This window comes from Allobosea sp. RAF48, assembly GCF_052114025.1.
Classification (GTDB): domain Bacteria; phylum Pseudomonadota; class Alphaproteobacteria; order Rhizobiales; family Beijerinckiaceae; genus Allobosea.
This window is the reverse complement of sequence record NZ_JBFRDZ010000002.1, coordinates 183,354-208,176: the sequence shown is the minus strand read 5'-3', so window position 1 is coordinate 208,176 and position 24,823 is coordinate 183,354. Positions and strand designations below refer to the sequence as shown.

Here is a 24,823-nt window from a genome sequence, read left to right as displayed (position 1 = left end):
CCGATCAGGCCGAAGCTTCAATTTCCTTCATCACAGCCGCGGCTTCGGCGAAGGCGGTGTTGCCGGCAGGCACGCCGGCATAGATCGCCGTCTGCATCAGCACTTCCTTGAGGTCGTCCTGCGTGAAGCCGCCCCGGCTCAACCCTGCCCGGACATGCAGGCGGAACTCCTCCCAGCGGCCGAGGCTCGCGGTGATGGCGACGACCAGCAGGCGCCGCGTGCGGTCGTCGAGGCCGGGCCGGCTCCAGATCTCCTGCCAGGCGATGCGGGTTATCATGGCCTGGAAGTCGGCGTTGAACGGCGTGCGATTGGCAAGCGAGCGATCGACCCAGGCGTCACCCAAGACGCGGCGGCGATTCTTCAGCCCGGCCTCGAACAGGGTCTGCGCAGCATCGGCCGCATCCGGGCCGGGCGACAGGAAGCCACGCAGCGCGCCTGCCAGGGCAGCGGGTGCCTCGAGCGGGGCGAGATGGCCGCAGTCGAGCCGTTCCAGCTTCACGTTCGGGATTGCCGCGACGAGGTTCTCGCCATGGCCGGCGAAGGGGGTCGAGGCATCGCGTTCTCCAACGACGACGAGCGTCGGGCAGGCGAGGCCGGGAAGGCGGCCGATCAGATCCATGTCGCGGATGGCGGCGCCGGCACCGGCATAGCCTTCGCGGGCCATGGCGACGAGACCGCGCCGCACACTCTCGGCGACTGCCGGCTGGCCGATGGCGAAAGCGGGCGAGAGAAAGCGCTGCATGGCGAGATCGGCGATCGCCACCGTGCCGCCGGCGCGGACCTTTTCAACGCGATCCTGCCATGCCGCGGGGTCCATGGTGGCCGAGGTGCAGATCAGCGCCAGCGCCGAGACGCGCTCGGGTCGGGAGAGCGCGAGCTCCATCGCGATCATGCCGCCGAGCGAGACACCGGCAACGGCGGCCTGCGCGATGCCGGCAGCGTCCATCACGGCAGCGACATCACCAGCCAACTGGGTGAGAGTGTAGTCGCCGTCGGGAGCGTCGGAAGCGCCGTGGCCGCGGGTGTCGAGCCGCAGGACACGGAAGGAGAGCAGGAGGGCGGGGATCGCCGCGTCCCAGAGGCCGAGATCAGTGCCGATCGAGTTCAGCAGCACGAGCGCCGGCTTGTCGTCCGTGCCTTCGAGTTTCCAGTAGATGCGGGCGCCGCCGCTTGCTGCAAAAGGCATCGTCCGTCCCTTAGTCCTGCTGCGCGAGCAGCGCGGCGACCAAGGCCGGGCTCTCGCCGATATCGCTCCCGAGACCGGCTGCCGTGAGATTGCGGGCGATCGCTGCCTCGTCGACCTCAAGCCCTTCCGCGATCGTCGCCATTGCCTCGGCCGCGCCGGCTGCGATCAGGAAGAGCTCGGCCAAGGCCGGGCCTTCTGCCTGCCAGCCGCCGAGACCGCGTTCCTGCTCGGCCGGAAGACCGGCGAGGATGCCGGCGACGAGGCCGGGCGCCCGCAAGGCGGCCGAAAGCGCAACCTGGCAACCGGTGGGGTTGCGCTTGTGGGCCATGGCGGAGGAGCCGCCGCGGCCGGGGATCGCGGGTTCGCGGGCCTCACTGACACCGTTCTGGGCCAGGAGCGAGACGTCGCGCGCCATCTTGCCGAGCGCGCCGATGGCGATGGCGAGCGCCGTCGCAATGCCGGCGATGCCGCCGCGGCGGGCATGCCAGGGCGGCGTGTCGGGCAGGTCGAGCGCGGCGGCGAGGCGCGCCGACACAGCCGCGCCCTTGCCGCCGAGACCGGCGCGCGAGCCGGCGGCGCCGCCGAATTGCAGCGTTGCGCCCGTTTCGACCTCGCGTCGCAGGCGCGCGGCCGCTTCCACCACGCCGGCCTGCCAATGCGCGATGCGCAGGCCGAAGCCGATCGGCAGCGCGTCCTGCAGAAGTGTGCGGCCGATGGCCGGGGTCGCGGCATGGCGCTGTGCGAGGGTGGTGAGCGCCGTCGCGACGCGCTTGAGATCGCGGTCGAGCAGGCTGCTCGCGGCGCGGATCTGGCAGGCCAGTACGGTATCGGCGACATCCTGGCTGGTGGCGCCCTTGTGGAGGGCCTTGGCGGCTTCGCCCGTCAGGGCGGCGCGAAGCCGTGCCACCAGCGGAATCGCCAGCGTGCCGGCGAGCGCGGCTTCCTCGGCGAGCGCGGCGGTGTCGATCGCGATGGTCGCGCAAAGCGCGGCGATCGCCTCGGCGGCCTCGGAAGCAATCAGTCCTTCCGCCGCCTCGGCACGTGCGAGCTCGGCTTCGAAGGCGAGCGCATGCCGAAGCGTGGCCGTGTCCGCGAACACGGCCAGCATCGCTTCGGTGGTCGCCTGCCTCGTTCTGAGGAGGGCGCTCACGCGGCCTTTGCGAGGGTGGAGGCGACGGCGAAGGGAGCCGCCGTCTTGGCCTTGACCTCGTCGAGGGTGACGCCTGGCGCGAGCTCGATCAGGGTGAGCCCGCCGCCCTTTTCCTTGTCGCAGCTCATGACGCAGAGATCGGTGATGATGAGGTCGACCACGCCGGCGCCGGTCAGCGGCAGGCTGCAACGCTCCAGCACCTTGGATTCGCCCGCCTTGTTGGCGTGATCCATCACCACGATGACCTTCTTGACTCCGGCGACGAGGTCCATCGCGCCGCCCATGCCCTTCACCATCTTGCCGGGGATGGTCCAGTTGGCGATGTCGCCATTGGCCGCCACTTCCATCGCGCCGAGGATGGTCAGGTCGATATGGCCACCGCGGATCATCGCGAAGCTGTCGGCCGAGGAGAAGAAGCTGGAGCTCGGCAGGATCGTGATCGTCTGTTTGCCGGCATTGATCAGGTCGGGATCGGCCTCGCCCTCATAGGGAAAGGGGCCGATGCCGAGCAGGCCGTTCTCCGACTGCAGGGTCACGTCGACGCCATCGGGAATGTAGTTCGCCACCAGCGTGGGAATGCCGATGCCGAGATTGACGTAGAAGCCGTCCTTCAGTTCCTTGGCCGCGCGCGCGGCCACCTCTTCACGGGTCCAGGCCATTATGCCGCCTCCCTCTTGCGCTCGGTCAGCTTCTCGATCTTCTTCTCGTTGATCGTGCTCTTGATGATGCGGTCGACATAGATGCCCGGCGTGTGGATCGCCTCGGGGTCGAGCGATCCGACTGGCACGATCTCCTCGACTTCGGCGACCGTCACCTTGCCGGCGGTCGCCATGTTCGGGTTGAAGTTGCGGGCCGTGCGCCGATAGACGAGGTTGCCGGCGGTGTCGGCCTTCCAGGCCTTGACGATGGCGAGGTCGGCCCGGAGCCAGGTCTCGCGGACATAGAGGTGCCCTTCGAATTCCTCGACCGGCTTGCCTTCGGCGACCACGGTGCCGACGCCGGTCTTGGTGTAGAAGGCCGGGATGCCGGCGCCGCCGGCACGGATGCGCTCGGCCAGCGTGCCCTGCGGGTTGAGCTCGAGCTCGAGCTCGCCGGCGAGATATTGCTGTTCGAACAGCTTGTTCTCGCCGACATAGGACGCGATCATCTTCCTGATCTGCCGGGTCTGCAGCAGCATCCACAGGCCGAAGCCGTCGGCGCCGGCATTGTTAGAGATCACCGTCAGGTTCTTCACGCCGGAGTCGCGGATCTGCGGAATCAGGCTCTCGGGATTGCCCGACAGGCCGAAGCCGCCCGACATGATCGTCATCCCATCGAAAAGCAGCCCCTCCAGCGCAGCCGCAGGGCCGTCGTAAATCTTGCGCGTCATCGGTCCTCCAAGGGCGCGGCTTGGCGCCGCGGCATTCGCTCCGGTGTCCCTGCCGCCGTGGCGCCAAAGCGCCGCCTTCGGGTCGGTCCAAAGTTTCCGGCGCGATCAGAATACGAACGCGGGAGAATGTCCATGGCCGCGACGCAACAGAGGCCAAGCCCTTGAAGAAAGGTTGGGCACGCGGCCCCGCCTTGCGGATTTCAGGCTGCGGCCATCCGCTCCGGCCCGGGGATCGGGAAGACCCGGTCATAGGCCAGATTGAACAGGAAGGCGTAGACCACGTAGAAAATCACGATGGCGAGATCCATCAGGAAGGTCTCCCACAGGCTCATGCCGAGATACCAGGCGATCGGCGGCAGCAGCAGCAGGAGAAGGCCGCCCTCGAAGAGCAGCACATGCAGGACGCGCGTCGGGATGTTCTTCCGCGTGTGCCCGACGAGCCGGTGCATGGCGTGGTCGAAGCCAAGGTTGAAGAAGAAATTCCAGATCGTCGCGACGGTGGCCGAGCCGACGCCGATCACGCCCATATGCGTCGCCGGCAGGCCGAACAGCTGGGCGCCGCCGGGAATCACGAGCGCCAGTCCGATCGCCTCGAACAGCAGGGTATGGCGAACCCGGTCGGGAAAGGAGCGCATCGACATTCAAAACACCTGTTGTTCTCGTTGACGCGCCGCTTTCTATCGCCAAATTTGAGCGTCTCAAGTTAGGTATTATCTGGATTGCAGATAGATGGGTGTATCTTTCGAGCAGTTGGAAGCCTTTGTCGCGGCGGCCGAGCGCGGCTCCTTCTCGGCGGCGGGCCGGGCTCTGCGCAAGGCGCAGTCGGCCGTCAGCACGCAGGTGGCCAATCTGGAGGAGGATCTGGGAATCGCGCTGTTCAGCCGGGCCGGCCGCAGCCCCGTGCTGACGGCGGCGGGCGAGCGGCTGCTGCGCGAGGCGAAGGTGATCCTCGACCGGCGCGAGCATCTGGTCGGTGTCGCCAGCGGCTTCGAGGCGCATGTCGAAAAGCGGCTCGTGGTCGCGATCGACGAGCTCTATCCGGAGCATCTGCTGGGTACGCTCTTCGCGGATTTCGCCCTGCAGTTCCCGCATGTCGAGCTGGAGCTGCTCTTCCCGCTGATGGAGGATGTCAGCCAGCTCGTCCTGGTCGGGCAGGCCGATATCGGGGTGATGTGGCGGCAGGAGGTGCTGCCGCCTGAGCTCGGCTTCCAGACGGTCGGCTGGGTGCCGATCAAGCTCGTCTGCGGCAAGGGCCATGCGTTGGCCGGCACCCGCGTCGATTGGGAAGATCTCAAGCGGCACCGCCAGATCCTCATCGCGGCGCGAGGGGACGGGCCGGAGAAGCAGCGCCTGCGGGTCGCGGCAGAGGTCTGGTGGGTCGAGAGCCACTGGGTCATCCTGCAGCTGGTGAAGCAGGGCATCGGCTGGGCCTTCGTCTCCAGCTACGTCATCGAGCATTCGCCAGTGGCGGCCGACCTCGTAACGCCCGACCTGCAGTTCGATAATTTCGACCTGCCCGTGGCGCTGGAGATGGTCTGGCACAAGCAGCGCCCCTGCGGCCCGGCTGCGGCCTGGCTGCGCGAGCGCTTTGCCGCTGCACGCATTGCCGCCTGATCCCATCCAGTTTCGTCGGCGCGGAGCTCGAAGCACTGCATGGCTTCGCTAGCCTCAAGATCCGGAATTAAATTACATCCTCGCGACCGGGCCTCTGCCGAAGAGCAGCGCTGAAATCGAGCGAAAATCGGCATTCATGCCGAATTTCGACTCTCCGACTTGTCACGCGGGGCGATGACGTAGTATCCGTATTGGTAATAAAATTTCATAATGCCGCCGAGGGCGGTTTCATGTGGGGAGTGATTATGCAGAACGATTCCTTCTCTCGCGCTGCCGTGACGCGGCGCGGCCTGGGTGGCCTCGCGGCCGGTCTCGCCGCTTCGACCGTGCTCGCGCCGGCTGCCGGCTGGGCCCAGGCCGCCTCAAGCGCGAACCTTGCCATGGTCGGCGAGCCGCAGTCGCTCGATCCGATGGCGTCGACCGCCGATCTCGTCGGCACCATCATGCAGCATGTCTACGAGCCGCTGTTCACCTTCGACGCCAACTGGGCAACGCAGCCGATGCTCGCCGCCGCGCTGCCGACCGTCTCGGCCGACGGCAAGACCTACACGATCGAGCTGCGCAAGGGCGTGAAGCTGCACAATGGCCGCGACCTCGATTCCGAGGACGTGGTGGCCTCGCTGAAGCGCTGGTTCGACATGACGCCGCGCGGCAAGGGCCTGGCGAAGAGCCTTGCCAGCCTGACCGCGAAGGGGCCGACCACGGTCGAGATCGTGCTGAACAAGGTCGAGCCGGCGCTGCTGGCGCATCTGGCACTGCCGTCCGGCTTCGCCGCGATCATGGCGAAGGAATCGATCGCCAATCCGCTGACCGAGTTCGTCGGCACGGGTCCCTACAAGTTCCGCGAGCGCAAGCCCGACCAGTTCGTCGTGCTGGTGAAGCACGAGGGCTATGCTTCGCGCAGCGAGCCGGCTTCCGGCTATGCGGGCAAGCGCGAGGCCAAGATCGACGAACTCCGCTTCATCCCGGTGCCGAACGCCAATACCCGGCTCGAGGGCGTGATCGCGGGCCAGTACCAGTTCTCCGACCAGCTCGCGGTCGAGAGCTTCAAGAAGCTGTCCGGGGCGAGCGCGGCGCGGGCCGTGCTGACCATGCCCTTCGGCTTTCCCTATTTCCCGACCAACACCAAGCAGGGGCCGATGGCCGATCTGAAGGTCCGCCAGGCCTTCCAGATGGCGCTCGACCTCGAAGAGGTGCTGATGGCCGGCTTCGGCGAGCCGAAGTTCTTCGCGACCGCCGCCGAGCACTTCCCGAAGGGCTCGCCGTTCTTCTCAGAGGCCGGCAAGGACAAGTACAGCAAGGGCGATGCGGCCGGCGCCAAGAAGCTGCTGGCCGAGGCCAAGTATGACGGCACGCCGATCCGTATCCTCAATTCGAAGCAGTACGACTTCCATCACCGCATGGCGCTCGTCATGGCCGAGCAGCTGAAGGCGGCCGGCTTCAAGGTTCAGCTCGATGTCGTCGACTGGGCGACGCTGATCCAGCGGCGTGGCGATCCGGCGCTGTGGGACATCTACATCACCCATTCGGCCTTCCTGCCCGAGCCGATGCTCTCCCCGCCGCAGCTCGGCGAAGGCGCGCCCGGCTGGTGGTCGAGCCCGGCCAAGGAAGCCGCGCTCGCCGCCTTCAATGCCGAGCCGGACCCGGCCAAGCGCGGCGCGCTCTGGGGCAAGGTCCAGCAGGTGATCTATGACGAGGTGCCCTATATCCGCGCCGGCAATTTCGGCGCGCTCTCCGGCGCCTCGGCCAAGATGACCGACTACGCCGCGATGCCGTGGCCGTCCTTCTGGAACGTCGGCCTGACCAAGTGATCCGGCCGGAGTAAGCGGCCCATCATCGGCCCGGTGTCGCACAGGCAACGCCGGGCCGGTTTCCAGTCAAGTCCGCCTTCGCCAACGGAGCGTATCGGATGCTCGCGCATATCGGACGCCGGTTCGCCGGCCTGTTGCTCGTGCTCTTCATCGTCGCCGCACTGGTCTTTTTCCTGACGCGGCTGGCGCCGGGTGATCCGGCGGCGCTGATGCTGGGCGACCAAGCGACGGCGGAAGACATCGCGCGGCTGCGAGCCGCCTATGGCCTCGACAAGCCGCTGCTGCTGCAGTTCCTCCTGTGGCTGAAGGAGGTCGCCGGCGGCAATCTCGGCCAGTCGATCTTCCTGCAGCGGCCGGTGACGCAGGCGCTTCTGGAGCGCGCCGAACCGACCTTCTTCCTGGCGATGTTCTCGCTCGCCATCGCTGCGGCGATCGGCATCCCCGCCGGCATCGCCTCGGCGGTGTGGCGCGGGCGCCCGGTCGACCAGGCGGTCAGCGGGCTTGCGATGCTGGCGGCCAACATCCCGAGCTTCTGGCTCGGCCTGATCTTCATCCAGCTTTTCGCGGTCAAGCTCGGCTGGTTCCCGGTTGCGGGCTACGGCCCGCCGCAGGCCAGCTTCGCCGAGCGGCTCCAGCACCTGCTGCTGCCCTCCGCCGTCCTCGGCGTCGTCAACTCGGCGCTGATCACGCGCTTTACCCGCGCCAGCATGCTCGACATCCTCGACGCCGATTTCCTGCGCACGGCGCGGGCGAAGGGGCTGTCCGAACGCCGCGTCCTGCTGGGGCATGCCTTTCGCAACGTGCTCGTCCCGGTCATCACCGTGCTCGGCCTGACGCTGGCGCTGCTGATCGGCGGCGCGATCGTGACGGAGACGGTGTTCGGACTGCCGGGCATCGGCAATCTCGTCGTCTCCGCGGTGCTGCGGCGCGACTATCCGGTAATTCAGGGGGCGCTGCTCGCGGTGGCAGCGATCTACGTCCTGATCAACCTCCTCATCGACGTGATCTATACGTTCGTCGATCCGCGTGTCCGCTACTGAGGCAGCGACGATGAACTCTCCCGTCCTCGCTTTCCTCCGCAGCCTGTTCCGGCGCAAGCTCGTGCTCGTTGCCGCCCTCGTCCTCGCGGTGGTCTTCGTCCTCGCAGTGCTCGCGCCCTTGATCTCGCCCTACGATCCCGGTGCGATGCGTGTCGCGCGGCGCCTGCGCCCGCCGAGCGAGGTCAACTGGTTCGGCACCGACGAACTCGGCCGCGACATCTTTTCGCGCATTGTCTGGGGCGCGCGCGCCTCCTTGGGCATCGGTTTTGCCGTGGTGATGATTTCGGTCACGGTCGGCACGGCGTTCGGCCTGATCGCCGGCTATTTCAAGCGGCTCGACGCACCGATCATGCGCTTCGTCGATGCGTTGATGGCGCTGCCGGACATCCTGCTCGCGATCTTCCTAGTCGCGGTGCTCGGCGCCTCCGCCGGCAACGTCATCCTGGCGCTGTCGATCGTCTACACGCCGCGCGTCGTGCGCGTGATCCGCGCCTCGACGCTGGTCGTGCGCGAGCTGCCCTTCGTCGAGGCGGCGCGGTCCATCGGCGTCTCGACCCCGCGCATCCTGGCCGTGCATCTGCTGCCCAACATCGCCTCGCCGGTGCTGGTCCAGGCGACCTTCATCTTCGCCTATGCCGTGCTGGCGGAAGCGGGGCTGTCCTTCCTCGGGGCCGGCGTGCCGCCGGAGACACCGACCTGGGGGACGATGATCGCGTCGGGCCAGCAATATGCTGACGATGCCTTCTGGATCGTCGCTTTCCCGGGCCTCGCCATCGTCTTCGTGGCATTGTCGTTGCAGGTTCTCGGCGACGGGCTGCGCGACATGCTCGATCCGCGTCTCAGGAAGGCTCTGTGATGGCTGCCGCCGTTCCGTTCTTCTCCCAGACCTGCGTCAACCTCGCGAGGCTGGGAAAGGTCGGGGCGGCATCAGATCGCGCGGCTGGTTTCGGCGGAGCTTCGACATGACCGGCACGTTCGATCCAACGGGAACGTCGCGCGCGGCCGGACTCGAGGATACCGTTGGCGCCTCCGACATCCTCAGCACCATCCGCACCGGCCTCGACGCCATGTCGGAGAGCCAGCGGCGTGTCGGGGCGCTCTTCCTCGACGATCCCGATTGGGCGGTGAAGGCCAATGTCGAGGAGATCGCGGCGCGCTCCGGCGTCAGCGCGCCGACGATCGTGCGCTTTGCCCGCGCCATCGGCTGCGAGGGTCTCAGGGACCTGAAGCTGAAGCTCGCCGGGGCGCTGGCGCTCGGCGCGCCGTTCCTGCACCGCTCGGTCCATGTCGGCGAGACGGCGGCCGATGTGGTGCGCAACGTCACCGGCAGCATGACCACGGTGATCGCCGAATGGCAGCGACGGATCGACCCTGCCGAGCTCGACCGGGCCGCCGCGGCGATCAAGAGAGCGCGCCGGATCGACTGCCTGGGCACCGGCGCGACCTCGCATTTCCTGGCGCAGGACCTGCAGGCACGGCTTTTTCGCCTCGGCCTGACCGCGAACGCCTTCTCCGACGCCCATTTCCAGCTTGTCGCCGCCGCGACCCTGACTTCGGCCGATGTCCTTGTCGCGATCTCCTTCGTCGGCCGCATGCCGGCACTGCTGCGCGCCGTCGAGGTTGGCCGGGCGCGGGGGGCTACGATCATCGCCCTGACGCAGGCGCGCACGCCGCTCGCCGAACTCGCCCACATCGTGCTGCCGATGGATGTGCCGCGCGATGCCACCATGTTGGTCGGGACGGACGCCTATGTCGTCCAGCTCATCGCGATCGAGATCCTGATGATCATGGTCGGGCTGCGTCAGGGACCCGAACTGATCGCCCGCATGAACGATCTCCATCACGTGCTGAACACCTACGGCGTCGACCGCGAAGACCCGTCCGTCCTGCATGCCGGCTGGCGCCAGATGCTGGATTCCGACCTTGGGTCGTCCGAAACGGGCTGAGACGGCCCGCGAGAGCATTTTCGCGTGTCTCCGAACCGCGGAAGTGTTCTAGCTCTTTGTTTTATCGCATTTTCTTCACGCGAACCGGCATCCACTTCGCTGGAAAATGTTCTGGCCGCTACTGCTGGAAAGTCCAGAGCAGGCTCTCGCTCAATTCCTTCAGGGCCTCGACCGCATCCGGCCGTTCGCGCGCGACCGCAGCGATCAGGGCGTCCGCGATTGCGAAGACGGCGGTGGGAGAATTGGGCAGCAGGCGACTGCGCGCGGGCGCGAAGAGCGTGACATCGGCGATCGACGCGAGCGGGGAAGTCGGACCGTCGGTCAGTGCCAGGAGTTTCGCGCCGCGCTTCTTGGCGAAGCTCGCGAGGTCGAGCGTCGAGCGTGAGTAGCGCGGGACCGAGATCGCCACCAGAAGGTCGTCCGGTCGTGCCGACATCATGTGGCGCACCGCACGCTCCGGGCCGGTCCGGGCCGAGGCGAAGATCACATCCGCTCCGAGGTAGAGAGCCAGACCGTCTTCAAGGAACGAAGCGACATGGTGGCTTGCGCCGGAGGCCGCGATGAAGACCCGCGGCGCCTTGAGCAGCAGCTCGACGGCCCGCGTCACCGCTTCCTCCGTCAATCCTTCGCGGGCCGCCTGCAGATTGGCGGCCTGGTCGGCAAGCGCGGCCTCGACGGTCGCGAAGGTCGAGCCGGCGGCCGAGCGGGCGCCGGCGAAGCTGTCGACGGGAGCATGGGCGAACTTCAGCGCAGCCGAGAGCGCGCCGCGAAACTCGCCATAGCCGCCATAGCCGAGCGCCCGGACGAAGCGCGTCACCGTCGCGTTGGAGGTGCCGCTCCCTTCCGCCAGCCCTTCGATGGTCATCGTCGCGACGTCGAGCGGATGCTGCAGCACGAAATCGGCCGCACGGCGATGGCCGTTGCTCAGGGACGGGTAAATCCGAGCGATCCGGTTCGAGAGATCCGTCGACGGCTTCAGGCCCTGGGACATGTGCCTCCGCCCGGTTGACGTTCAAAAATTTTCATGTTTGCTACCGGACGAAAATAAACCTGTCAAAACGACAAGCGGGAGCGGATACCATCATGCGTCAATCCCTGTTCGTCGCGGCACTCGCCGCAACGTGCCTGTCCGCCACGGCGGCCTCGGCCCAAACCTTGCGCATCGCGCTGGCTTCCGAGCCGACGGCCGTCGATCCGCACTATCATGACCTCACTCCGAACAACGCTCTGGCGCAGCACATCTTCGACTCGCTCGTCAGCCAGGATGAGAAGCAGAAGCTGCATCCGAGCCTTGCCTCGTCCTGGGAGAATGACGGCAAGAACCGCTGGACCTTCAAGCTGCGCGACGGCGTGAAGTTCTCGAACGGCAAGCCGTTCACGGCCGAGGACGTGGTCTTCACCTTCTGCCGCACGCTGAAGAACGAGACCAAGGTGTCGGATTCCTTTGCCGACGTCACCGGGAATTTCGCCTCGGTCGAGACGCCCGATCCGCACACGCTGGTGATCAACACCATCAACCCGGAGCCGCTGCTGCCGAACCTGCTCTCGGCGCTCAGCATCCTCTCGGCTTCCATCGCCGAGCACGGGCCGATCAGCTACGACATCGCCAAGAACTGCGGCGTCACCGGCCCCTGGCCGACGGTCAGCGGCTTCAATGACGGCTCGCTTGCCGTCGGCACCGGCCCCTACAAGCTGAAGTCCTATGTGCGGGGCTCGGCGATCGAGCTCGAGCGCAACCCGACCTATTGGGGCAAGGCCGAGCCCTGGGAGCTCGTGCGCCTGCTGCCGGTGACCAATGCCGGCCCGCGCCTCGCCGGCCTGCTCGCCGGAGATTACGACGTGATCGAGAATCCGGCGGCGCGCGACCTCGGCCGGATCAAGGACGACAAGCGCTTCGGCCATGTCATCACGCCCTCGACCCGCGTGATCTATTTCCAGCTCGACGTCGCTCGCGACCAGAGCCCCTTCGTCAAGTCCGAGGACGGCAAGAACCCGCTGAAGGATGCGCGCGTGCGCAAGGCGATGTCGCTCGCCATCGACCGCGATGCCATCGTCAAGCGCATCATGGATGGCGCGGCCGAGCCCGCCTACCAGTACCTGCCGACCGGCATGTTCGGCACGCTGCCGAACCCGCCGAAGCTGGCCTATGATCCCGCGCAGGCGAAGAAGCTGCTGGCCGAGGCCGGTTATGCCAAGGGCTTCCAGCTCACGCTGTCGACCACCAACGATCGCTACATCAACGACAGCCAGATCACCCAGGCGGTCGCACAGTACCTGACCCAGATCGGCATCAAGACCGAGGTCGACGCGATGACGCGGGCGATCTACTTCCCGCGCCGGGCCAAGAAGGAATTCAGCGTTGCGCTCGGCGGCTGGGGCTCCGGCACCGGCGAGGCCGCGTCCTTCCTGCGCCAGTGGCCGCCGACCCCGAACGAGACCAAGACGCTGGGTGGCTCGAACTATGGCGGCTACAAGAACGACCAGTTCGACAAGGTGATCCGCGAGGCCGTGACCACGCTCGACGACGCCAAGCGCGCCGAGCTGCTGCAGGAGGCCGGCAAGCTCGTGCTCGCCGACGGCGCCTTCATCCCGCTGCACTTCGAGAGCGGCGTCTGGGCCTTCAAGTCCAACCTCGCTGTCACCGGTCGCGCCGACCAGTACATGCTGGCGATGTCGGTCAAGCCGGCCGCCAAGTAAGCCTCGCCGGGCAAGTCCCCCGAAAGTGACGGGTGGCCCGCCAGGGCCGCCCGTTCGCAACACGTAGCGGAGCCGGTCTCACCCCATGACCGCCTATGTCCTGCAGCGGCTGATCCAGAGCGTGCTCGTGCTGCTCGCGGTCTCGGTCGTCGTCTTCTTCGCCGTCTACGGCATCGGCGATCCGATCGAGCTTCTGGTCTCGCCCTCGGTCAGCTCGGCCGAGCGCGAGGCGCTGATCCGGCGCCTCGGTCTCGATTTGCCGATCTGGCAGCAATATTTCGTCTTCATCGGTAACGCGTTGAAAGGCGACCTGGGCCGCTCCTTCGTTCATGGCGTGCCGGCGATCGAACTGATCTTGGCGCGTCTGCCCGCGACCTTCGAGCTTGTGCTGCTGGCGATGACGCTGGCGATCTTCACCGGCGTGCCGCTCGGGCTCTATGCCGGGCTCGATCCGGAAAGCCGGCCCTCGCGCATCATCATGGGCAGCACCATCCTCGGCTTTTCTCTGCCGAGCTTCTGGAAGGGCATGATGCTGATCCTGCTCTTCGCCGTGCTGCTCGGCTGGCTGCCGACGGCCGGGCGCGGCGAGACTGTCTCCGTCCTCGGCTTCAGGACCAGCCTGCTGACGCTGGACGGGCTGAAGCATCTGGCACTGCCGGCGATCAACCTCGCCATTCCCAACATGGCGCTGATGATCCGCCTGGTCGCCGCGGGCACGACCGAGACGATGACGCAAGACTACGTCAAATACGCCCGCGCCAAGGGCGTGCGGCCGCGACGCATCGTCGGCCGCCACGTGCTGCGCAACATCCTGATCCCGGTCGTCACGGTGGTCGGCATCGAGTTCGGCAGCCTCGTGGCCTTCTCGACCATCACCGAGACGGTCTTCGCCTGGCCGGGCATGGGCAAGCTACTGATCGATTCGGTCTACCAGCTCGATCGGCCCGTGGTGGTCGCCTATGTCCTGCTGGCGACGCTGCTCTTCGTCGCGGTGAACTTCCTCGTCGACATCCTCTATGCCGCGCTCGACCCGCGGGTGAAGCTGACGGGAGAGATGGCATGAGCGCAAAGACCAGGGCGCCCGCCGTTCCCGCCTATGCCGACACGCCCCTGCGCGAAAAGGTACTGCGCCGCATCCGCAGCCGGCCGACGACGCGCGGTGCGGCCATCCTGCTCGGCATCATGGTCCTGCTCGCTCTGCTTGCGCCGTTCATCGCGCCGCAGAACCCGCACGACCTCGCCGCCCTCAGCGTGATGGACAACCGGCTGCCGCCGGGCGAGGCCGGCATGAACGGCATGACCTATTGGCTCGGCACGGATTCACAGGGCCGCGACATGCTGAGCGCCATCCTCTACGGGCTGCGCACCAGCCTGATGGTAGGCCTTTCGGCAACGCTGGGGGCACTGTTCATCGGCATTTCGGCCGGGCTTCTTGCCGCACAGTTCGGCGGCGCGGTCGACGCCGTGATCATGCGCGTTGTCGACTTCATGCTCGGCTTTCCCTCGATCCTGATCGCGCTCGTGCTGCTCGCCTCGATCGGCCGCGGTGTGGACAAGGTCATCCTTGCCATCGTGCTCGTGCAATGGGCGCAATATGCCCGGCTGATGCGCGCCTCCGCGCTGGTCGAGCGCCGCAAGGAATATATCGAGGCCGCCCTGAATTTCGGCCTGCCGACCCGACACATCATGATTGCTCACCTTCTGCCGAATTCTGTCGGCTCGGTGCTGGTCGTCGCCTCGATCAGCGTCGCCAGCGCGATCACGCTGGAGGCGACGCTGTCCTTCCTCGGCGTCGGCGTGCCGGTGACGCAGCCCTCGCTCGGCCTGCTGATCGCCAACGGCTTCGAGTTCCTGCTCTCGGGCGAATACTGGATCGCGGTCTTCCCCGGCATTGCGCTGGTGCTGCTGATCGTCTCGCTCAACCTCGTCGGCGACCGGCTGCGCCGCAGCTTCAACGTGCGCTCATGACCGACGCCCTGCTCGATGTCCGCGGTCTCAGGACCGTCTTCCATGCGCTCGACGGTGCCTGGCCCGCCGTCGACGGCGTCGATCTCAGCGTCGCGCGCGGCGAGGTGCTGGGGCTCGTCGGCGAGTCCGGCTCCGGCAAGTCGGTGACCGGCTTCTCGCTGGTTCGGCTGATCGACCCGCCGGGCGAGATCGTCGCCGGCACGATCAGCTTCGACGGCGAGGATCTGCGCGCCGCTTCGGAAGAGCGGCTGCGTGACCTGCGCGGCGACCGCATCGCCATGATCTTCCAGGATCCGCTGATGACGCTGAACCCGGTGCTCAGCATCGGCGAGCAGATGAGCGAGGCGATCCTGGAGCATCGTCAATGCACACGCGACGAGGCGCTGGCGGAGGCTTCGAAGGCGCTGGCGCGGGTCGGCATCTCCTCGCCCGAGGCGCGGCTGAAGCAGTTCCCGCATGAGTTCTCCGGCGGCATGCGCCAGCGCGTCGCCATCGCGACCGCGCTGCTCAATGCGCCCGACCTGATCATCGCCGACGAGCCGACGACGGCGCTCGACGTCACCATCCAGAGCCAGATCCTGTTCGAGGTGCAGAAGCTCAGCCGCGAGACCGGCACCGCCGTGCTCTGGATCACGCACGACCTCGCAGTCGTGGCCGAGCTCGCCGACCGGGTGGCGGTGATGTATGCCGGCCGCGTGGTCGAGATCGGCCCGGTCGATCAGGTTCTCGATGCGCCGCGTCACCCCTACACGCTCGGCCTGCTCAACTCGTCCGCCGCCAATGTCGCGCCCGGCGAGCGGCTGAACCAGATCGACGGCGTCGCGCCGCGCATCGATGCGCGCCCGAGCGGCTGTCCGTTCCGGCCGCGCTGTCCGCGCGTCCAGCTGGTTTGCGCCGAGCAGGATCCGACCACGACGGCCGAGGGCGCCCGCAGCTTCCGCTGCCATAACCCGGTCCCGTTTGGAGAGGCGGCATGAGCGCGCCCATCATCGAGCTCAAGGGCGTCACCAAGCATTTTCGCCGCAACCCGACGGTGGCGGAGCGGATCCTGATGGCGACTGGCCGCGGCAAGGCGCCGCCGGTGCTGCGCGCCGTCGACGGCATCGACCTCAGCGTCAAGCGCGGCGAAGTGCTCGGCCTCGTCGGCGAATCCGGCTGCGGCAAGTCCACGCTCGCGCGCGTCGTCACGGGCATCCTCAAGCCGAGCGCGGGCGAGGTGGTCTACGAGCAGCGGCCTGTCGCGGGGCTGAAAGGCAAGGAGCGGCTGGATTTCCTGCTGAAGGTCCAGATGATCTTCCAGGACCCCTATGCTTCGCTCGACCCGCGCATGAAGGTCAGCCGAATCGTCGGCGAGGCGCTGAGCGTCCACAAGCTGCTGCCCAGGGCCGAGATCGACAAGGCGGTGGATCAGGCGCTGAGCGAGGTCGGGCTCGACCTCGCCTATCGCGAGCGCTACCCGCACCAGTTCTCGGGCGGACAGCGCCAGCGCATCGGCATCGCGCGGGCGCTTGCCGTGAAACCCGATTTCCTCGTCTGCGACGAGCCGGTTTCGGCGCTCGATGTCTCCATTCAGGCGCAGGTCGTCAACCTGTTCATGGATGTGCGCGAGCGACACGGCCTGACCTATCTCTTCGTCAGCCACGATCTCGGCCTCGTCAGGCATATCAGCGACCGAGTCGCGATCATGTATCTCGGCCGTATCGTCGAAGTCGGGCGGGCGACCGAGATATTCGCCGAGCCGGCGCATCCCTATAGTGCGGCGCTGATCGCCGCGATCCCCTCGGCGGCCCGGCGCAAGCGCGCTTTCCAGCCGCTCAAGGGCGAGCTGCCTTCGCCCTTGGCTCCGCCGCCCGGCTGCCCCTTCCATCCGCGCTGCGAGCAGGCGATGCCGGTCTGCCGCGAGGTTCAGCCGAAGCTCGTCGAGATCGCGCCCGGGCGCAGCGCCGCATGTCATCTGCACAAGGCTCCGGAGGCCGCATGACCACCACCACCCTCAACCCGCCGGTCGGCCGCAGCACGCTGCCTTTCATCGACCGCCGCCATCCTGACCGGCCGCTCGTCGTGAACTTCTACCGGCCGGCCCGCCATCAGCCCAACGATCCCGTTATCGTCGTGCAGCACGGCATGATGCGTAATGGCGACGACTATCGCGATTTCTGGGTCGATGCGGCCGAGAAGCACGGCCTGCTGATCGTCGCGCCGACCTTTCCCGACGCGCATTTCCCGAAGGCCGAAGGCTACAACAACGGCCTGATCGTCTCCGCCGACGATGCCATCGCTCCGCGCGAGCAATGGCTCTACGCCGTGCCCGAGCGCGTGCTGGACGCCTTGCGCGCCGGCGGGGTGATCGACCGCCCGGTCATCCGCATCTTCGGTCATTCGGCCGGCGGGCAGTTCGTGCACCGCATGCTGGCGACAGAGGGTGGGGAGCTCTTCGCGGCGGCGATGGCCTCCAACCCCGGCTGGTACACGCTGCCGACGCTCGATAGGCGCTTCCCGGAAGGGCTCGGCGGGCTCGATCTCGACCGTGGTGCGCTCACACGCTGGCTCGCCTATCCCATGATGCTCTTCGCCGGCGACCGCGACATCGTCACCGACGATCCGAACCTGCCGGCGCAGGCCGAGGCGCTGGCGCAGGGGCCGCATCGCTATGGCCGCGCGCATTTCATGCTCGACTTCGCTCGGGCCGAGGCCGCGCGTCTCGGCGTGCCCTGCAACTGGCAGCTCGTCACGGTGCCAGGGATCGGGCATGACGGTGCGGCGATGTCCCGCGCGGCGGCGGCCTATTGGTTCGAGGCCGGCCGGATTCCGCCGGTGGAGGAGCTTGGAAAGCAGGTCGAACCCGTACTCTGACAACTCCTGCTGCGGCGCAATATTGCCGACCCGGTGCGAGAGATGCCGGGCGATGGGGCTTCCCGGGCGGGGGCGCTTGAGCGCGCCGCCGCTGCCTCTTCCTTGGGCAACATTGCCGTAATCTTCGTTCGCAATCTGCGCATGCCGACCCGCTCCGATCCGCGGAGACAGGGCGCAGGCAGTTGCGTCGGTGGCAGGGAATGCCGCCGCAAGGAGTTGTTATGTCTCGCACCATCCCCACGGCGGGTCTTGGCCTGCTGGCCCTTTTCGCTGTGCCTGCAGCGGCGGCGGATCGCGCCCTGCCGCGCACCCAGGAGTGGCCGGCCTATACTGCGCCGCGCACCTATAACTGGAACGGCATCTATGCCGGTATCCATTCCGGCGCGGCCTTCGACCGCTTCGAGGGCGCCGCCAAGAAGAGCCGCAACACAGTGCTGTTCGGCGGCCAGCTCGGCTACAACGTGCAGCTCGGCAACATGGTCTTCGGCATGGAGGGCGACGCGTCGATGAACGGCACGAGCAGCAACTCCAGGGGGAGAGGGGCGGGCACCAGCGTCGATATGCGCTATGTCAGCACGCTGAAGGCGCGCGCCGGCGTCGCCTTCGATCGCGTGCTGGTCTACGGCACGGGCGGTCTGGCCTATGGCAGCCTGAAGGCCAGCGACGGCCTGCTCTCGAAGACCAAGGGCAAGATGGGCTATGTGGTCGGTGCCGGCGCCGAATACGCCATCACCGACCATCTCTCGGCCAAGCTGGAATACAACTACGTTTCGCTCGGCAAGCAGAACTTCCAGTTCAGCAACACCCGCAGCCGCATTGGCGTCACCGAGCATCTCGTCAAGGCCGGCCTGAATTACCGCTTCTGACCTCGTTATTGCGGCCGGCTTTGCGAAGCCTGCCCTGATCCTCGGTCCTTTTCGGACCGTTCCCTGGTAGGGATGGGGCGGGATGTCTGGAATTCCCGTCCCTTGTCCGGCATCACGTTCCATCCCTGCACCTATACAGGATCGACATGCGCGCATTGATCGTCGAGGACGAGCCGGATCTGATGAGCTTCCTCTCGTCGCTTCTCACCAATGCGGGGCTGATCGTGGATCGCACCACGACGATCGATGCCGCATTGGCGGCCCTGCGGACGGCGCCCTTCGATATCGCCATCGTCGACCGGCGGCTGCCCGATGGGGACGGCCTTTCCATCGTCAAGGCGCTCAGCGCGGAAGAGGCGCGCCCGGCCTTCCTGATCCTGACCGCGCGCGACGCGAAGACCGACGTCATCGAAGGCCTCAATGGCGGCGCCGACGACTATCTGGTCAAGCCTTTCGAGCCGGGAGAACTGCTTGCGCGCCTGCGGGTGATCGTGCGGCGCCGCCACCCCAAGCGATCGCTGGTCATTGCGGCGGGCAATCTCTCGCTCGATCTCGAGGGCCGCAGTGCCCGCGTCGGGAGCGAGCCTCTCGACCTGCGCCGGCGCGAGGGGCTGATCCTCGAGGCGCTGGTGCAGCGGGTCGGCCGCGTCGTCACCCGCGACGTGCTGATCGAGGCGGTCTACGGCTTCGACGACCTGATCGAATCGAACACGCTCGAAGCTCAGATCTCGCGCCTGCGCCGCAAGCTCCGCGATGCCGGCGCCCAGGTCGAAATCACCTCGCTGCGCGGCATCGGCTACATGCTGAAGACGATGGAGCCGGTGCGCTAGAGCCGGAGTCGGCTCTGGCGCACCTCAATCGCTGCCGGTGCCGTCCGGCGGGAATGCCAGGCGCACCGTGGTGCCGCCGCCCTCATTGCCGAGAATGGCGATGGAGCCGCCATGGGCGGCCATGATGTCCCGCACGATCGTCAGGCCGAGGCCGGCCCCAGTCGAACCCTGCGACATGCGGTTGAACGGTTCCATCGCCTGGCTGCGCTTGGTCGCGGCGATGCCGACCCCGTCGTCGATGACCTCCAGAACAGCTGCGTCGAGGACGCGGACCAGGATGATCGATCTGGCCTTGGCATGGCGCAGGGCGTTGTCGACGAGGTTGGCGAGCGCGGCCCGGACCGTGGGCTCATTGGCATCGATCATCGCGTGCAGATCGCCCTCCTCCTCCAGGGCGACATCCACGCCATGGCTGAGGATGAGCGGCGCGAGCTCGGCCAGTACGGAGCGAGCGAGCGCGTTGAGCTGCAGCGGCTCGAAAGGCAGCTCGGTCGCATGAAGGCGCGCGAGCTGCAGCATGGAGGAGACGATGGTGGTCAGCCGGCTCAGATCCGTGGTCAGTTGCAGGCGCGCCGGTTCGTCCGGAAGCGCGTCGACCCGGCTGCGCATCACCGCGAGCGGCGTGCGCAACTCGTGCGCGACATTGTTCATGAAGCGCCGCTGCCCCTCCATGTTGCCGGCGATCTGGTCGAGCGCCGAATTGAGCGCGGTCGTCAGGGGCATGAGCTCGACCGGGGTCTCCTCTGTCGGCAGCAAGCCGCGCGGCGCGCGCGGATCGATGCGTGCCGCCGCTTCGGCGGCGCTGCGGAGCCGCGCACTGATGTAGGAGACCGACATCGCGATCGCGGCGGCGATCATGATGCCGAAGACCACCGAGATCGCGAACGCCGGACCGGCGATCGCGCGCAGGAAATAGCCGAGGATCAGGTCCCAGCCCGGCACGCCGCCGCCGGTCGCGACGATGACGCGGCTGCCATCCTTCTCGATCACGTCGAAGGCGAGCGCGTTGTCGCCGCCGACGCGCATCTGCGCCGCGATCGTCGGTCCATCCAATCGGATGTCGATGGGCAACCCCGGACGCAACTCTGGCGCATACTCGACGACGGAACGTCCATCGGAGACGAGATACCAGAGACGGGGGCTGGCCTGCTCGATCTGCACGAGCCCGGCGGTCTTCTCGACCTGAAGTGCGCTGCCCGTCGACGGCCGCACGCTTTGCTGGATGATTTGTGAGGTGACGTCGTTGCGTAGGGCGCCGGGGTCTTCGGTGATGAAGGTGAAGGCCAGGACGGCCGCGATGAAGGCCGCGAACAGGACGACGCCCAGCAAGCCCAGCCGGATCGTGAGGGCGCGCGACAGCGAGGTCACCACAGGCCTCCGCTATCGCGAAGATCATGAGCGCCCGAAGCCGCCGCCGACAGCCGCATGGAAATCGGTTCAATGTTGCGGGTCGTCACGGAGCCTCTGTGCGGGTATGGCTTGTGGGACAGGGCGCGCTGCTCTGTCTCGCTCTGCATGGACCGTAATAGCGTTGCCGTTCAACTCTTCCATGGATCTGCCGACCTGATGTCTGTGTTGCGCACCATGGCAATGGGAAGCTTCATGGTCTGGGCGCTGGGGGCGCTGCTTGCGGCCGCGCCGATCGAAACCACCACATGGGCACAGGGCAAACCGCCGGCGAAGGAACAGATCCGGCCGGGCCAACTGCCGACGACATCGCGCAACGATATTCTGCGATTGGTCGAGGGGGTATTCGATACTGCGTCGAAGACGGTGAGCCTTCCGATCGAACGGGCGTTCGCCCTGTTCGGCGAGCCCAACGCTTATATCGTCGGCGGCGAGCTGAGCGGCTCTTTCGTTGTCGGCGGGCGGCATGGCAGCGGCGAGTTGCGTTTCTCGGACGGGCCTCCCGAGCCGGTGATCTGGTCGGCGCTGTCGGTCGGCATTGGACTCGGCGCGGATTACGGCCGGGTGATCATGCTGGTCTATGGGCTCGACCGCCGGGAGGATGTGTTCGGGGACTATGCCAGCCTCGGCGGCAGCGCCCATTTCCTGGCCGGCGCCAATGCGACGATCCTCGCATCGCCGCGCGCGCGGATCGTCCTCATTTCCTCAGGCCTCGGCCTGCGCTTCTCGGGCGATCTCAGCCGCATTCGTATCGAGCCGGCGGGCGAGCCGGAGATCCTGCGCCCTCCGGCAAACATCTGCGGCAATCCGGCTGATTGTCCGCCGCCGGGCCGTCCCTGACGGTACGGGGCAAAACCATGCCTGGAGTGTTTCCGCGTTTCTCCGAACCACGGAAATGCTCCGAGCCCTTGTTTTGCTGCCTTTTCTTCGCGCGAACCGGTGTCCATTTCTTCGAACGCTCTAGCGTGCCCGCTCGAGCGATTGATAGGCGGCGGCGTGGAGGTCGTCGAGGCGGGCGGAGATGTCCATGGCGATGAGGCCGACCTCGCGGTCATCCGCCCCCTTTCGGACATAGAGCGGCTCCGACCAGAGGATGCAGCCGCGGCCGAAGGGCAGGGCGATGCTGGCTCGGTCCCAGTTGGTCAGATCGAAGCGGGCGCTGGTGACGGCGGCGAAGAGATAGATCGGCCGGCCGGTAACGCGGGCGAGTTGCACGGCGCCCTTGCCGGCCACGCGCGACACTTTTGGCACGTCAGCCGTGAGAACGACGCTGGTGCCGTCGCGGAGGGCATCCCGCATCTCGAAGAAGGCGGGAATCGCCCGCTTGGTCTGAATTTTCGGGCGGCTCTGAGTTCCCGAGCCACGGATGGTCCGGTAACCGGCCCTCTCGACAACCGAAGCGACGACCTCGCCATCGAAATGCAGAGATGCCAGGATTGCCACGCGCGATGCCCCCTCGAGCGCCGCAAGGCTCAGCATCTGCTGGCCATGCCATGTCAGGGCGATGAACGGCTCGCGGCTGCGCTCCCACGGACAGGCCCCGGGAATGACCGGCCTGAACCGGGTGGTTCGCTGCACGAGGTTGATATAGCTATGCAACGCGCGGCCGGCGAGCGCCGCTGAGTGGCCTGAGCTGGAACGCATCGTCCGCCCTCCATGGTGAATCACATGGAGTGGTCGGCGTCCCGGCTTGCTGGAACATTGCGCGGCTGCCGGCCGGGAGACCGGTTTTGCGCGAAATCAGGGTCTGAACACGTTTCCGGCCTCGTCAGGCACTCCGACCATGGCTGTGATCCGTCCGCAGGCGGCGCTCGATGAAGCGGCTGTAGGAGCCCATGCCGTAGCTGAACACGGCATAGACCAGCGCCGCGAAGACATAGCCCTCCAGCACGGCGATGCCCTGCCAGACCGGATCGCGCATCGCCGAGCGCACCGTGTCGAGGAAATCGAGCAGGCCGATGATGGTGACCAGCGTCGTGTCCTGGAAGAAGCCGATGAAGATGTTGACCAGCGGCGGGATGACGATCTTGAGCGCCTGCGGCAGCACGATCTTGCGCATCGACAGCCAATAGCCGAGGCCGAGCGCGGCGGCGGCTTCATGCTGGCCCTTCGGCACTGCCTGCAGGCCGCCACGGACGGTCTCGGCGATGTAGGCGCCGGCGAAGATGATGATCGCGACCTGCGCTCGCAGCAATTTGTCGATGGTCACGCCATCCGGCATGAACAGCGGCAGCATCACTGAGGCCATGAACAGGATCGAGACCAGCGGAACGCCGCGCACCGTTTCGATGATGATCACGGCGATGACCTGGATCGCCGGCAGCTTCGAGGAGCGCGCCAGCGCCAGCAGCACGCCAAGCACGAAGCCGAAGGCGAGCCCGATCGAGGAGAGCATGAAGGAGAGCGGCAGTCCGCCCCAGTTCGTGGTGCTCACCACGGTGAGGCCGAGCACGCCGCCATACATCAGCACGCCGCAGACCAGCACGACCGCGAGCCAGAGCCAGAGCAGGCGCCGCGACCAGAAGCGCGGGATCATCGAGATGATCAAAGCTGCAAGGAACAGCAGTACCGCCAGCGCCGGCCGCCAATGCTCCTCGTAAGGGTAGAAACCGAAGATCATGAAGCGCAGCTTCGCGGCCAGGAAGGGCCAGCAGGCCCCGTTTCCGACCTTGCAGGCCTGCGGCCCACCTTCCGTGACCGCGCGGGTGACGAGCCAGCCCCAGGCGCCGGTCACGAGGCGGTAGATCAGCCAGAGGCAGGCGAGGGTGATGACGGCGTTGAGCGGGGAGCCGACAAAGGGCTTCAGCCCCGAAAGCCAGAGGCGGCGGCCCTGCAGGGGCCGGTCGCTGCGCTCGACGCCGAGCATGGCCGTGTTGGTGAGCTCGGACATCTCAGCGCTCCACCAGCGCGACGCGCGCGTTGTACCAGTTCATGAGCAGCGAGATCGTGATCGACAGACTGAGATAGACCAGCATGAAGATCGCAATGCCCTCGATGGCCTGCCCGGTCTGGTTCATGGTCGTGTTGGAGACCATCACCAGATCGGGATAGCCGATCGCGATGGCGAGCGAGGAGTTCTTGAAGGTCGAGAGATAGGAGCTCGTCAGCGGCGGAATGATCACGCGCAGCGCTTGCGGCAGCACGACGAGCCGCATCGTCTGGCGGTCGTGCAGGCCGACGGCACGCGCGGCCTCCCACTGGCCGCGGCCGACCGCGAGGATGCCGGCGCGGACGATCTCGGCGATGCCGGCGGAAGCCGACAGGCCGAGCCCGACCAGAAGCGCGGTGAATTCGGGCGTGACCTGCAGGCCCCCGGTAATGCGGAAGCGCCCTTTTTCCGGCCAGTTCACCACGAGGTCCGGCTGGAACAGCAGCAGGCCGATCAGCGGCGGCGCGAAGAGGGCAAGCAGCACGAAGGGCCAGGCGGCCCGGGCATGGCCGGACACGACCCGGTGGCGCCGCAGGATGGACGCGACGACGAAGGCGAGCGCGACGCCGACTGCGACGGAGGCGAGCACGCCGGTATGGGCGGCGGACCAGCGCAGCGAGGGTACGATCAGGCCGCCATTGCTCAGGAAGACGTCAGGCAGGATCTGCCAGGCATCCCGCACTGGCGGGAAGACCGCGACGATCAGCGCATACCAGAGGAAGAGGTAGAGCAGCAGCGGCACATTGCGCAGCGCCTCGACATAGATCAGGGCGAGGAAGGACAGGAGCGGATTGCGCGACAGCCGGGCAATGCCGACGATCAGGCCGAGCACCGTCGACAGGATGACGGCGAAGATCGAGACCCAGACCGTGTTGAGCAGCCCGACGAGAATGGCGCGGCCGTAGCTGTCGCTGGATTCGTAGCTGATGAAGGACTGGCTGATGACGAAACCGGCCGGCCGCGAGAGGTAGGCGAATCCCGTCGCGATGTTCTGTTCGGCGAGCTTCCGCGAGACAGTGCCGAATAGATAGAGGCCGATCCCGACGACGAGGACGACGGCCACGACCTGGTAGAGCACGGCGCGCACGCGCACGTCGTAGATGAGCCGCAGCGGGCTGGATGCTGGAGAGGCCATCGGGCTGTTCCGTGCTGGAGAC

Annotated in this window: 24 protein-coding genes; 14 read left to right on the top strand and 10 right to left on the bottom strand. The window is 67.0% G+C overall.

The window, feature by feature from the left end; genetic code table 11:
• Positions 1-4: 4 nt before the first annotated feature.
• The 5 genes from pcaDC to AB4Z10_RS04340 all read right to left on the bottom strand — a co-directional run bounded on the left by pcaDC (position 5) and on the right by AB4Z10_RS04340 (position 4,346).
• Positions 5-1,186 (bottom strand): bifunctional 3-oxoadipate enol-lactonase/4-carboxymuconolactone decarboxylase PcaDC, encoded by a 1,182-nt coding sequence (gene pcaDC, locus AB4Z10_RS04360; protein ID WP_441469153.1) that lies wholly within the window; start codon positions 1,184-1,186, stop codon positions 5-7.
• Between the two features lie 10 nt (positions 1,187-1,196).
• Complete coding sequence (locus AB4Z10_RS04355) at positions 1,197-2,336, bottom strand: lyase family protein (protein WP_441469152.1); 1,140 nt, start codon at positions 2,334-2,336, stop codon at positions 1,197-1,199.
• Complete coding sequence (locus AB4Z10_RS04350; RefSeq protein WP_441469151.1) at positions 2,333-2,995, bottom strand: 3-oxoacid CoA-transferase subunit B; 663 nt, start codon at positions 2,993-2,995, stop codon at positions 2,333-2,335. The genes AB4Z10_RS04355 and AB4Z10_RS04350 overlap by 4 nt, the downstream gene beginning before the upstream one ends.
• Positions 2,995-3,705 (bottom strand): CoA transferase subunit A, encoded by a 711-nt coding sequence (locus AB4Z10_RS04345; protein WP_441469150.1) that lies wholly within the window; start codon positions 3,703-3,705, stop codon positions 2,995-2,997. The genes AB4Z10_RS04350 and AB4Z10_RS04345 overlap by 1 nt, the downstream gene beginning before the upstream one ends.
• Positions 3,706-3,905: 200 nt before the next feature.
• The gene (locus AB4Z10_RS04340) at positions 3,906-4,346 is read right to left on the bottom strand and encodes a PACE efflux transporter (RefSeq protein WP_441469149.1); all 441 of its coding nucleotides are present in this window, start codon (positions 4,344-4,346) and stop codon (positions 3,906-3,908) included.
• An 88-nt stretch (positions 4,347-4,434) separates the two neighbouring features.
• On the opposite strand from AB4Z10_RS04340, the gene AB4Z10_RS04335 reads away from it, so the two are divergent.
• The 5 genes from AB4Z10_RS04335 to AB4Z10_RS04315 all read left to right on the top strand — a co-directional run bounded on the left by AB4Z10_RS04335 (position 4,435) and on the right by AB4Z10_RS04315 (position 10,116).
• Positions 4,435-5,319: a LysR family transcriptional regulator gene (locus AB4Z10_RS04335; protein ID WP_441469148.1), complete on the top strand. Its 885-nt coding sequence runs from the start codon at positions 4,435-4,437 to the stop codon at positions 5,317-5,319.
• Positions 5,320-5,564: 245 nt separating this feature from the next.
• Positions 5,565-7,130: an ABC transporter substrate-binding protein gene (locus AB4Z10_RS04330; RefSeq protein ID WP_441469147.1), complete on the top strand. Its 1,566-nt coding sequence runs from the start codon at positions 5,565-5,567 to the stop codon at positions 7,128-7,130.
• A gap of 98 nt (positions 7,131-7,228) precedes the next feature.
• Positions 7,229-8,170 carry an ABC transporter permease gene (locus AB4Z10_RS04325; RefSeq protein ID WP_441469146.1) on the top strand — a complete coding sequence of 314 codons (942 nt, stop codon included), beginning with the start codon at positions 7,229-7,231 and terminating at the stop codon, positions 8,168-8,170.
• 10 nt (positions 8,171-8,180) lie between these two features.
• A complete protein-coding gene (locus AB4Z10_RS04320) occupies positions 8,181-9,026 on the top strand; it encodes an ABC transporter permease (RefSeq protein WP_441469145.1) in 846 nt (281 codons plus the stop codon).
• A 106-nt stretch (positions 9,027-9,132) separates the two neighbouring features.
• Positions 9,133-10,116 carry a MurR/RpiR family transcriptional regulator gene (locus AB4Z10_RS04315; RefSeq protein ID WP_441469144.1) on the top strand — a complete coding sequence of 328 codons (984 nt, stop codon included), beginning with the start codon at positions 9,133-9,135 and terminating at the stop codon, positions 10,114-10,116.
• A 118-nt stretch (positions 10,117-10,234) separates the two neighbouring features.
• Here AB4Z10_RS04315 and AB4Z10_RS04310 read toward each other — a convergent pair whose 3' ends face one another.
• Complete coding sequence (locus AB4Z10_RS04310) at positions 10,235-11,107, bottom strand: MurR/RpiR family transcriptional regulator (protein WP_441469143.1); 873 nt, start codon at positions 11,105-11,107, stop codon at positions 10,235-10,237.
• A 92-nt stretch (positions 11,108-11,199) separates the two neighbouring features.
• Between AB4Z10_RS04310 and AB4Z10_RS04305 the strand changes: the two genes are divergently transcribed.
• From AB4Z10_RS04305 to AB4Z10_RS04270, 8 genes are all read left to right on the top strand, one after another.
• A complete protein-coding gene (locus AB4Z10_RS04305; protein WP_441469142.1) occupies positions 11,200-12,813 on the top strand; it encodes an ABC transporter substrate-binding protein in 1,614 nt (537 codons plus the stop codon).
• Positions 12,814-12,898: 85 nt separating this feature from the next.
• On the top strand, positions 12,899-13,876 hold the full coding sequence (locus AB4Z10_RS04300; RefSeq protein ID WP_441469141.1) for an ABC transporter permease: 978 nt from the start codon (positions 12,899-12,901) through the stop codon (positions 13,874-13,876).
• Complete coding sequence (locus AB4Z10_RS04295) at positions 13,873-14,781, top strand: ABC transporter permease (RefSeq protein ID WP_441469140.1); 909 nt, start codon at positions 13,873-13,875, stop codon at positions 14,779-14,781. The genes AB4Z10_RS04300 and AB4Z10_RS04295 overlap by 4 nt, the downstream gene beginning before the upstream one ends.
• Positions 14,778-15,758, top strand: coding sequence for an ABC transporter ATP-binding protein (locus AB4Z10_RS04290; RefSeq protein WP_441469139.1), 981 nt, complete (start codon positions 14,778-14,780; stop codon positions 15,756-15,758). Before AB4Z10_RS04295 ends, AB4Z10_RS04290 begins: the two co-directional genes overlap by 4 nt.
• On the top strand, positions 15,755-16,762 hold the full coding sequence (locus AB4Z10_RS04285) for an ABC transporter ATP-binding protein (protein WP_441469138.1): 1,008 nt from the start codon (positions 15,755-15,757) through the stop codon (positions 16,760-16,762). Before AB4Z10_RS04290 ends, AB4Z10_RS04285 begins: the two co-directional genes overlap by 4 nt.
• The gene (locus AB4Z10_RS04280) at positions 16,759-17,634 is read left to right on the top strand and encodes an alpha/beta hydrolase (protein WP_441469137.1); all 876 of its coding nucleotides are present in this window, start codon (positions 16,759-16,761) and stop codon (positions 17,632-17,634) included. The genes AB4Z10_RS04285 and AB4Z10_RS04280 overlap by 4 nt, the downstream gene beginning before the upstream one ends.
• A gap of 221 nt (positions 17,635-17,855) precedes the next feature.
• Complete coding sequence (locus AB4Z10_RS04275; protein WP_441469136.1) at positions 17,856-18,500, top strand: outer membrane protein; 645 nt, start codon at positions 17,856-17,858, stop codon at positions 18,498-18,500.
• Between the two features lie 146 nt (positions 18,501-18,646).
• Positions 18,647-19,330 (top strand): response regulator transcription factor, encoded by a 684-nt coding sequence (locus AB4Z10_RS04270; RefSeq protein WP_441469135.1) that lies wholly within the window; start codon positions 18,647-18,649, stop codon positions 19,328-19,330.
• A gap of 24 nt (positions 19,331-19,354) precedes the next feature.
• Here the strand turns inward: AB4Z10_RS04270 and AB4Z10_RS04265 are convergent, their stop codons facing one another.
• Entirely contained in the window at positions 19,355-20,698 is a 1,344-nt protein-coding gene (locus tag AB4Z10_RS04265; RefSeq protein WP_441469134.1) for a sensor histidine kinase, read from the bottom strand.
• A 72-nt stretch (positions 20,699-20,770) separates the two neighbouring features.
• On the opposite strand from AB4Z10_RS04265, the gene AB4Z10_RS04260 reads away from it, so the two are divergent.
• Positions 20,771-21,577 (top strand): EipA family protein, encoded by an 807-nt coding sequence (locus tag AB4Z10_RS04260; protein ID WP_441469133.1) that lies wholly within the window; start codon positions 20,771-20,773, stop codon positions 21,575-21,577.
• A gap of 120 nt (positions 21,578-21,697) precedes the next feature.
• On the opposite strand, the gene AB4Z10_RS04255 is transcribed toward AB4Z10_RS04260, so the two are convergent.
• The 3 genes from AB4Z10_RS04255 to AB4Z10_RS04245 all read right to left on the bottom strand — a co-directional run bounded on the left by AB4Z10_RS04255 (position 21,698) and on the right by AB4Z10_RS04245 (position 24,801).
• Positions 21,698-22,381 carry a lysophospholipid acyltransferase family protein gene (locus AB4Z10_RS04255; RefSeq protein WP_441469132.1) on the bottom strand — a complete coding sequence of 228 codons (684 nt, stop codon included), beginning with the start codon at positions 22,379-22,381 and terminating at the stop codon, positions 21,698-21,700.
• Positions 22,382-22,505: 124 nt separating this feature from the next.
• On the bottom strand, positions 22,506-23,627 hold the full coding sequence (locus tag AB4Z10_RS04250; protein ID WP_441469131.1) for an amino acid ABC transporter permease: 1,122 nt from the start codon (positions 23,625-23,627) through the stop codon (positions 22,506-22,508).
• 1 nt (position 23,628) lies between these two features.
• Positions 23,629-24,801, bottom strand: coding sequence for an amino acid ABC transporter permease (locus AB4Z10_RS04245; RefSeq protein WP_441469130.1), 1,173 nt, complete (start codon positions 24,799-24,801; stop codon positions 23,629-23,631).
• Positions 24,802-24,823 lie beyond the last annotated feature (22 nt).

Bases quoted from the DNA above. Each gene is read 5' to 3' on its own strand.
- pcaDC (WP_441469153.1), bottom strand. From the start codon at position 1,186: ATGCCTTTTGCAGCAAGCGGCGGCGCCCGCATCTACTGGAAACTCGAA.
- AB4Z10_RS04350 (WP_441469151.1), bottom strand. From the start codon at position 2,995: ATGGCCTGGACCCGTGAAGAGGTGGCCGCGCGCGCGGCCAAGGAACTG.
- AB4Z10_RS04345 (WP_441469150.1), bottom strand. From the start codon at position 3,705: ATGACGCGCAAGATTTACGACGGCCCTGCGGCTGCGCTGGAGGGGCTG.
- AB4Z10_RS04340 (WP_441469149.1), bottom strand. From the start codon at position 4,346: ATGTCGATGCGCTCCTTTCCCGACCGGGTTCGCCATACCCTGCTGTTC.
- AB4Z10_RS04335 (WP_441469148.1), top strand. From the start codon at position 4,435: ATGGGTGTATCTTTCGAGCAGTTGGAAGCCTTTGTCGCGGCGGCCGAG.
- AB4Z10_RS04330 (WP_441469147.1), top strand. From the start codon at position 5,565: ATGCAGAACGATTCCTTCTCTCGCGCTGCCGTGACGCGGCGCGGCCTG.
- AB4Z10_RS04325 (WP_441469146.1), top strand. From the start codon at position 7,229: ATGCTCGCGCATATCGGACGCCGGTTCGCCGGCCTGTTGCTCGTGCTC.
- AB4Z10_RS04320 (WP_441469145.1), top strand. From the start codon at position 8,181: ATGAACTCTCCCGTCCTCGCTTTCCTCCGCAGCCTGTTCCGGCGCAAG.
- AB4Z10_RS04315 (WP_441469144.1), top strand. From the start codon at position 9,133: ATGACCGGCACGTTCGATCCAACGGGAACGTCGCGCGCGGCCGGACTC.
- AB4Z10_RS04310 (WP_441469143.1), bottom strand. From the start codon at position 11,107: ATGTCCCAGGGCCTGAAGCCGTCGACGGATCTCTCGAACCGGATCGCT.
- AB4Z10_RS04305 (WP_441469142.1), top strand. From the start codon at position 11,200: ATGCGTCAATCCCTGTTCGTCGCGGCACTCGCCGCAACGTGCCTGTCC.
- AB4Z10_RS04300 (WP_441469141.1), top strand. From the start codon at position 12,899: ATGACCGCCTATGTCCTGCAGCGGCTGATCCAGAGCGTGCTCGTGCTG.
- AB4Z10_RS04295 (WP_441469140.1), top strand. From the start codon at position 13,873: ATGAGCGCAAAGACCAGGGCGCCCGCCGTTCCCGCCTATGCCGACACG.
- AB4Z10_RS04290 (WP_441469139.1), top strand. From the start codon at position 14,778: ATGACCGACGCCCTGCTCGATGTCCGCGGTCTCAGGACCGTCTTCCAT.
- AB4Z10_RS04285 (WP_441469138.1), top strand. From the start codon at position 15,755: ATGAGCGCGCCCATCATCGAGCTCAAGGGCGTCACCAAGCATTTTCGC.
- AB4Z10_RS04280 (WP_441469137.1), top strand. From the start codon at position 16,759: ATGACCACCACCACCCTCAACCCGCCGGTCGGCCGCAGCACGCTGCCT.
- AB4Z10_RS04275 (WP_441469136.1), top strand. From the start codon at position 17,856: ATGTCTCGCACCATCCCCACGGCGGGTCTTGGCCTGCTGGCCCTTTTC.
- AB4Z10_RS04270 (WP_441469135.1), top strand. From the start codon at position 18,647: ATGCGCGCATTGATCGTCGAGGACGAGCCGGATCTGATGAGCTTCCTC.
- AB4Z10_RS04260 (WP_441469133.1), top strand. From the start codon at position 20,771: ATGTTGCGGGTCGTCACGGAGCCTCTGTGCGGGTATGGCTTGTGGGAC.
- AB4Z10_RS04255 (WP_441469132.1), bottom strand. From the start codon at position 22,381: ATGCGTTCCAGCTCAGGCCACTCAGCGGCGCTCGCCGGCCGCGCGTTG.
- AB4Z10_RS04250 (WP_441469131.1), bottom strand. From the start codon at position 23,627: ATGTCCGAGCTCACCAACACGGCCATGCTCGGCGTCGAGCGCAGCGAC.
- AB4Z10_RS04245 (WP_441469130.1), bottom strand. From the start codon at position 24,801: ATGGCCTCTCCAGCATCCAGCCCGCTGCGGCTCATCTACGACGTGCGC.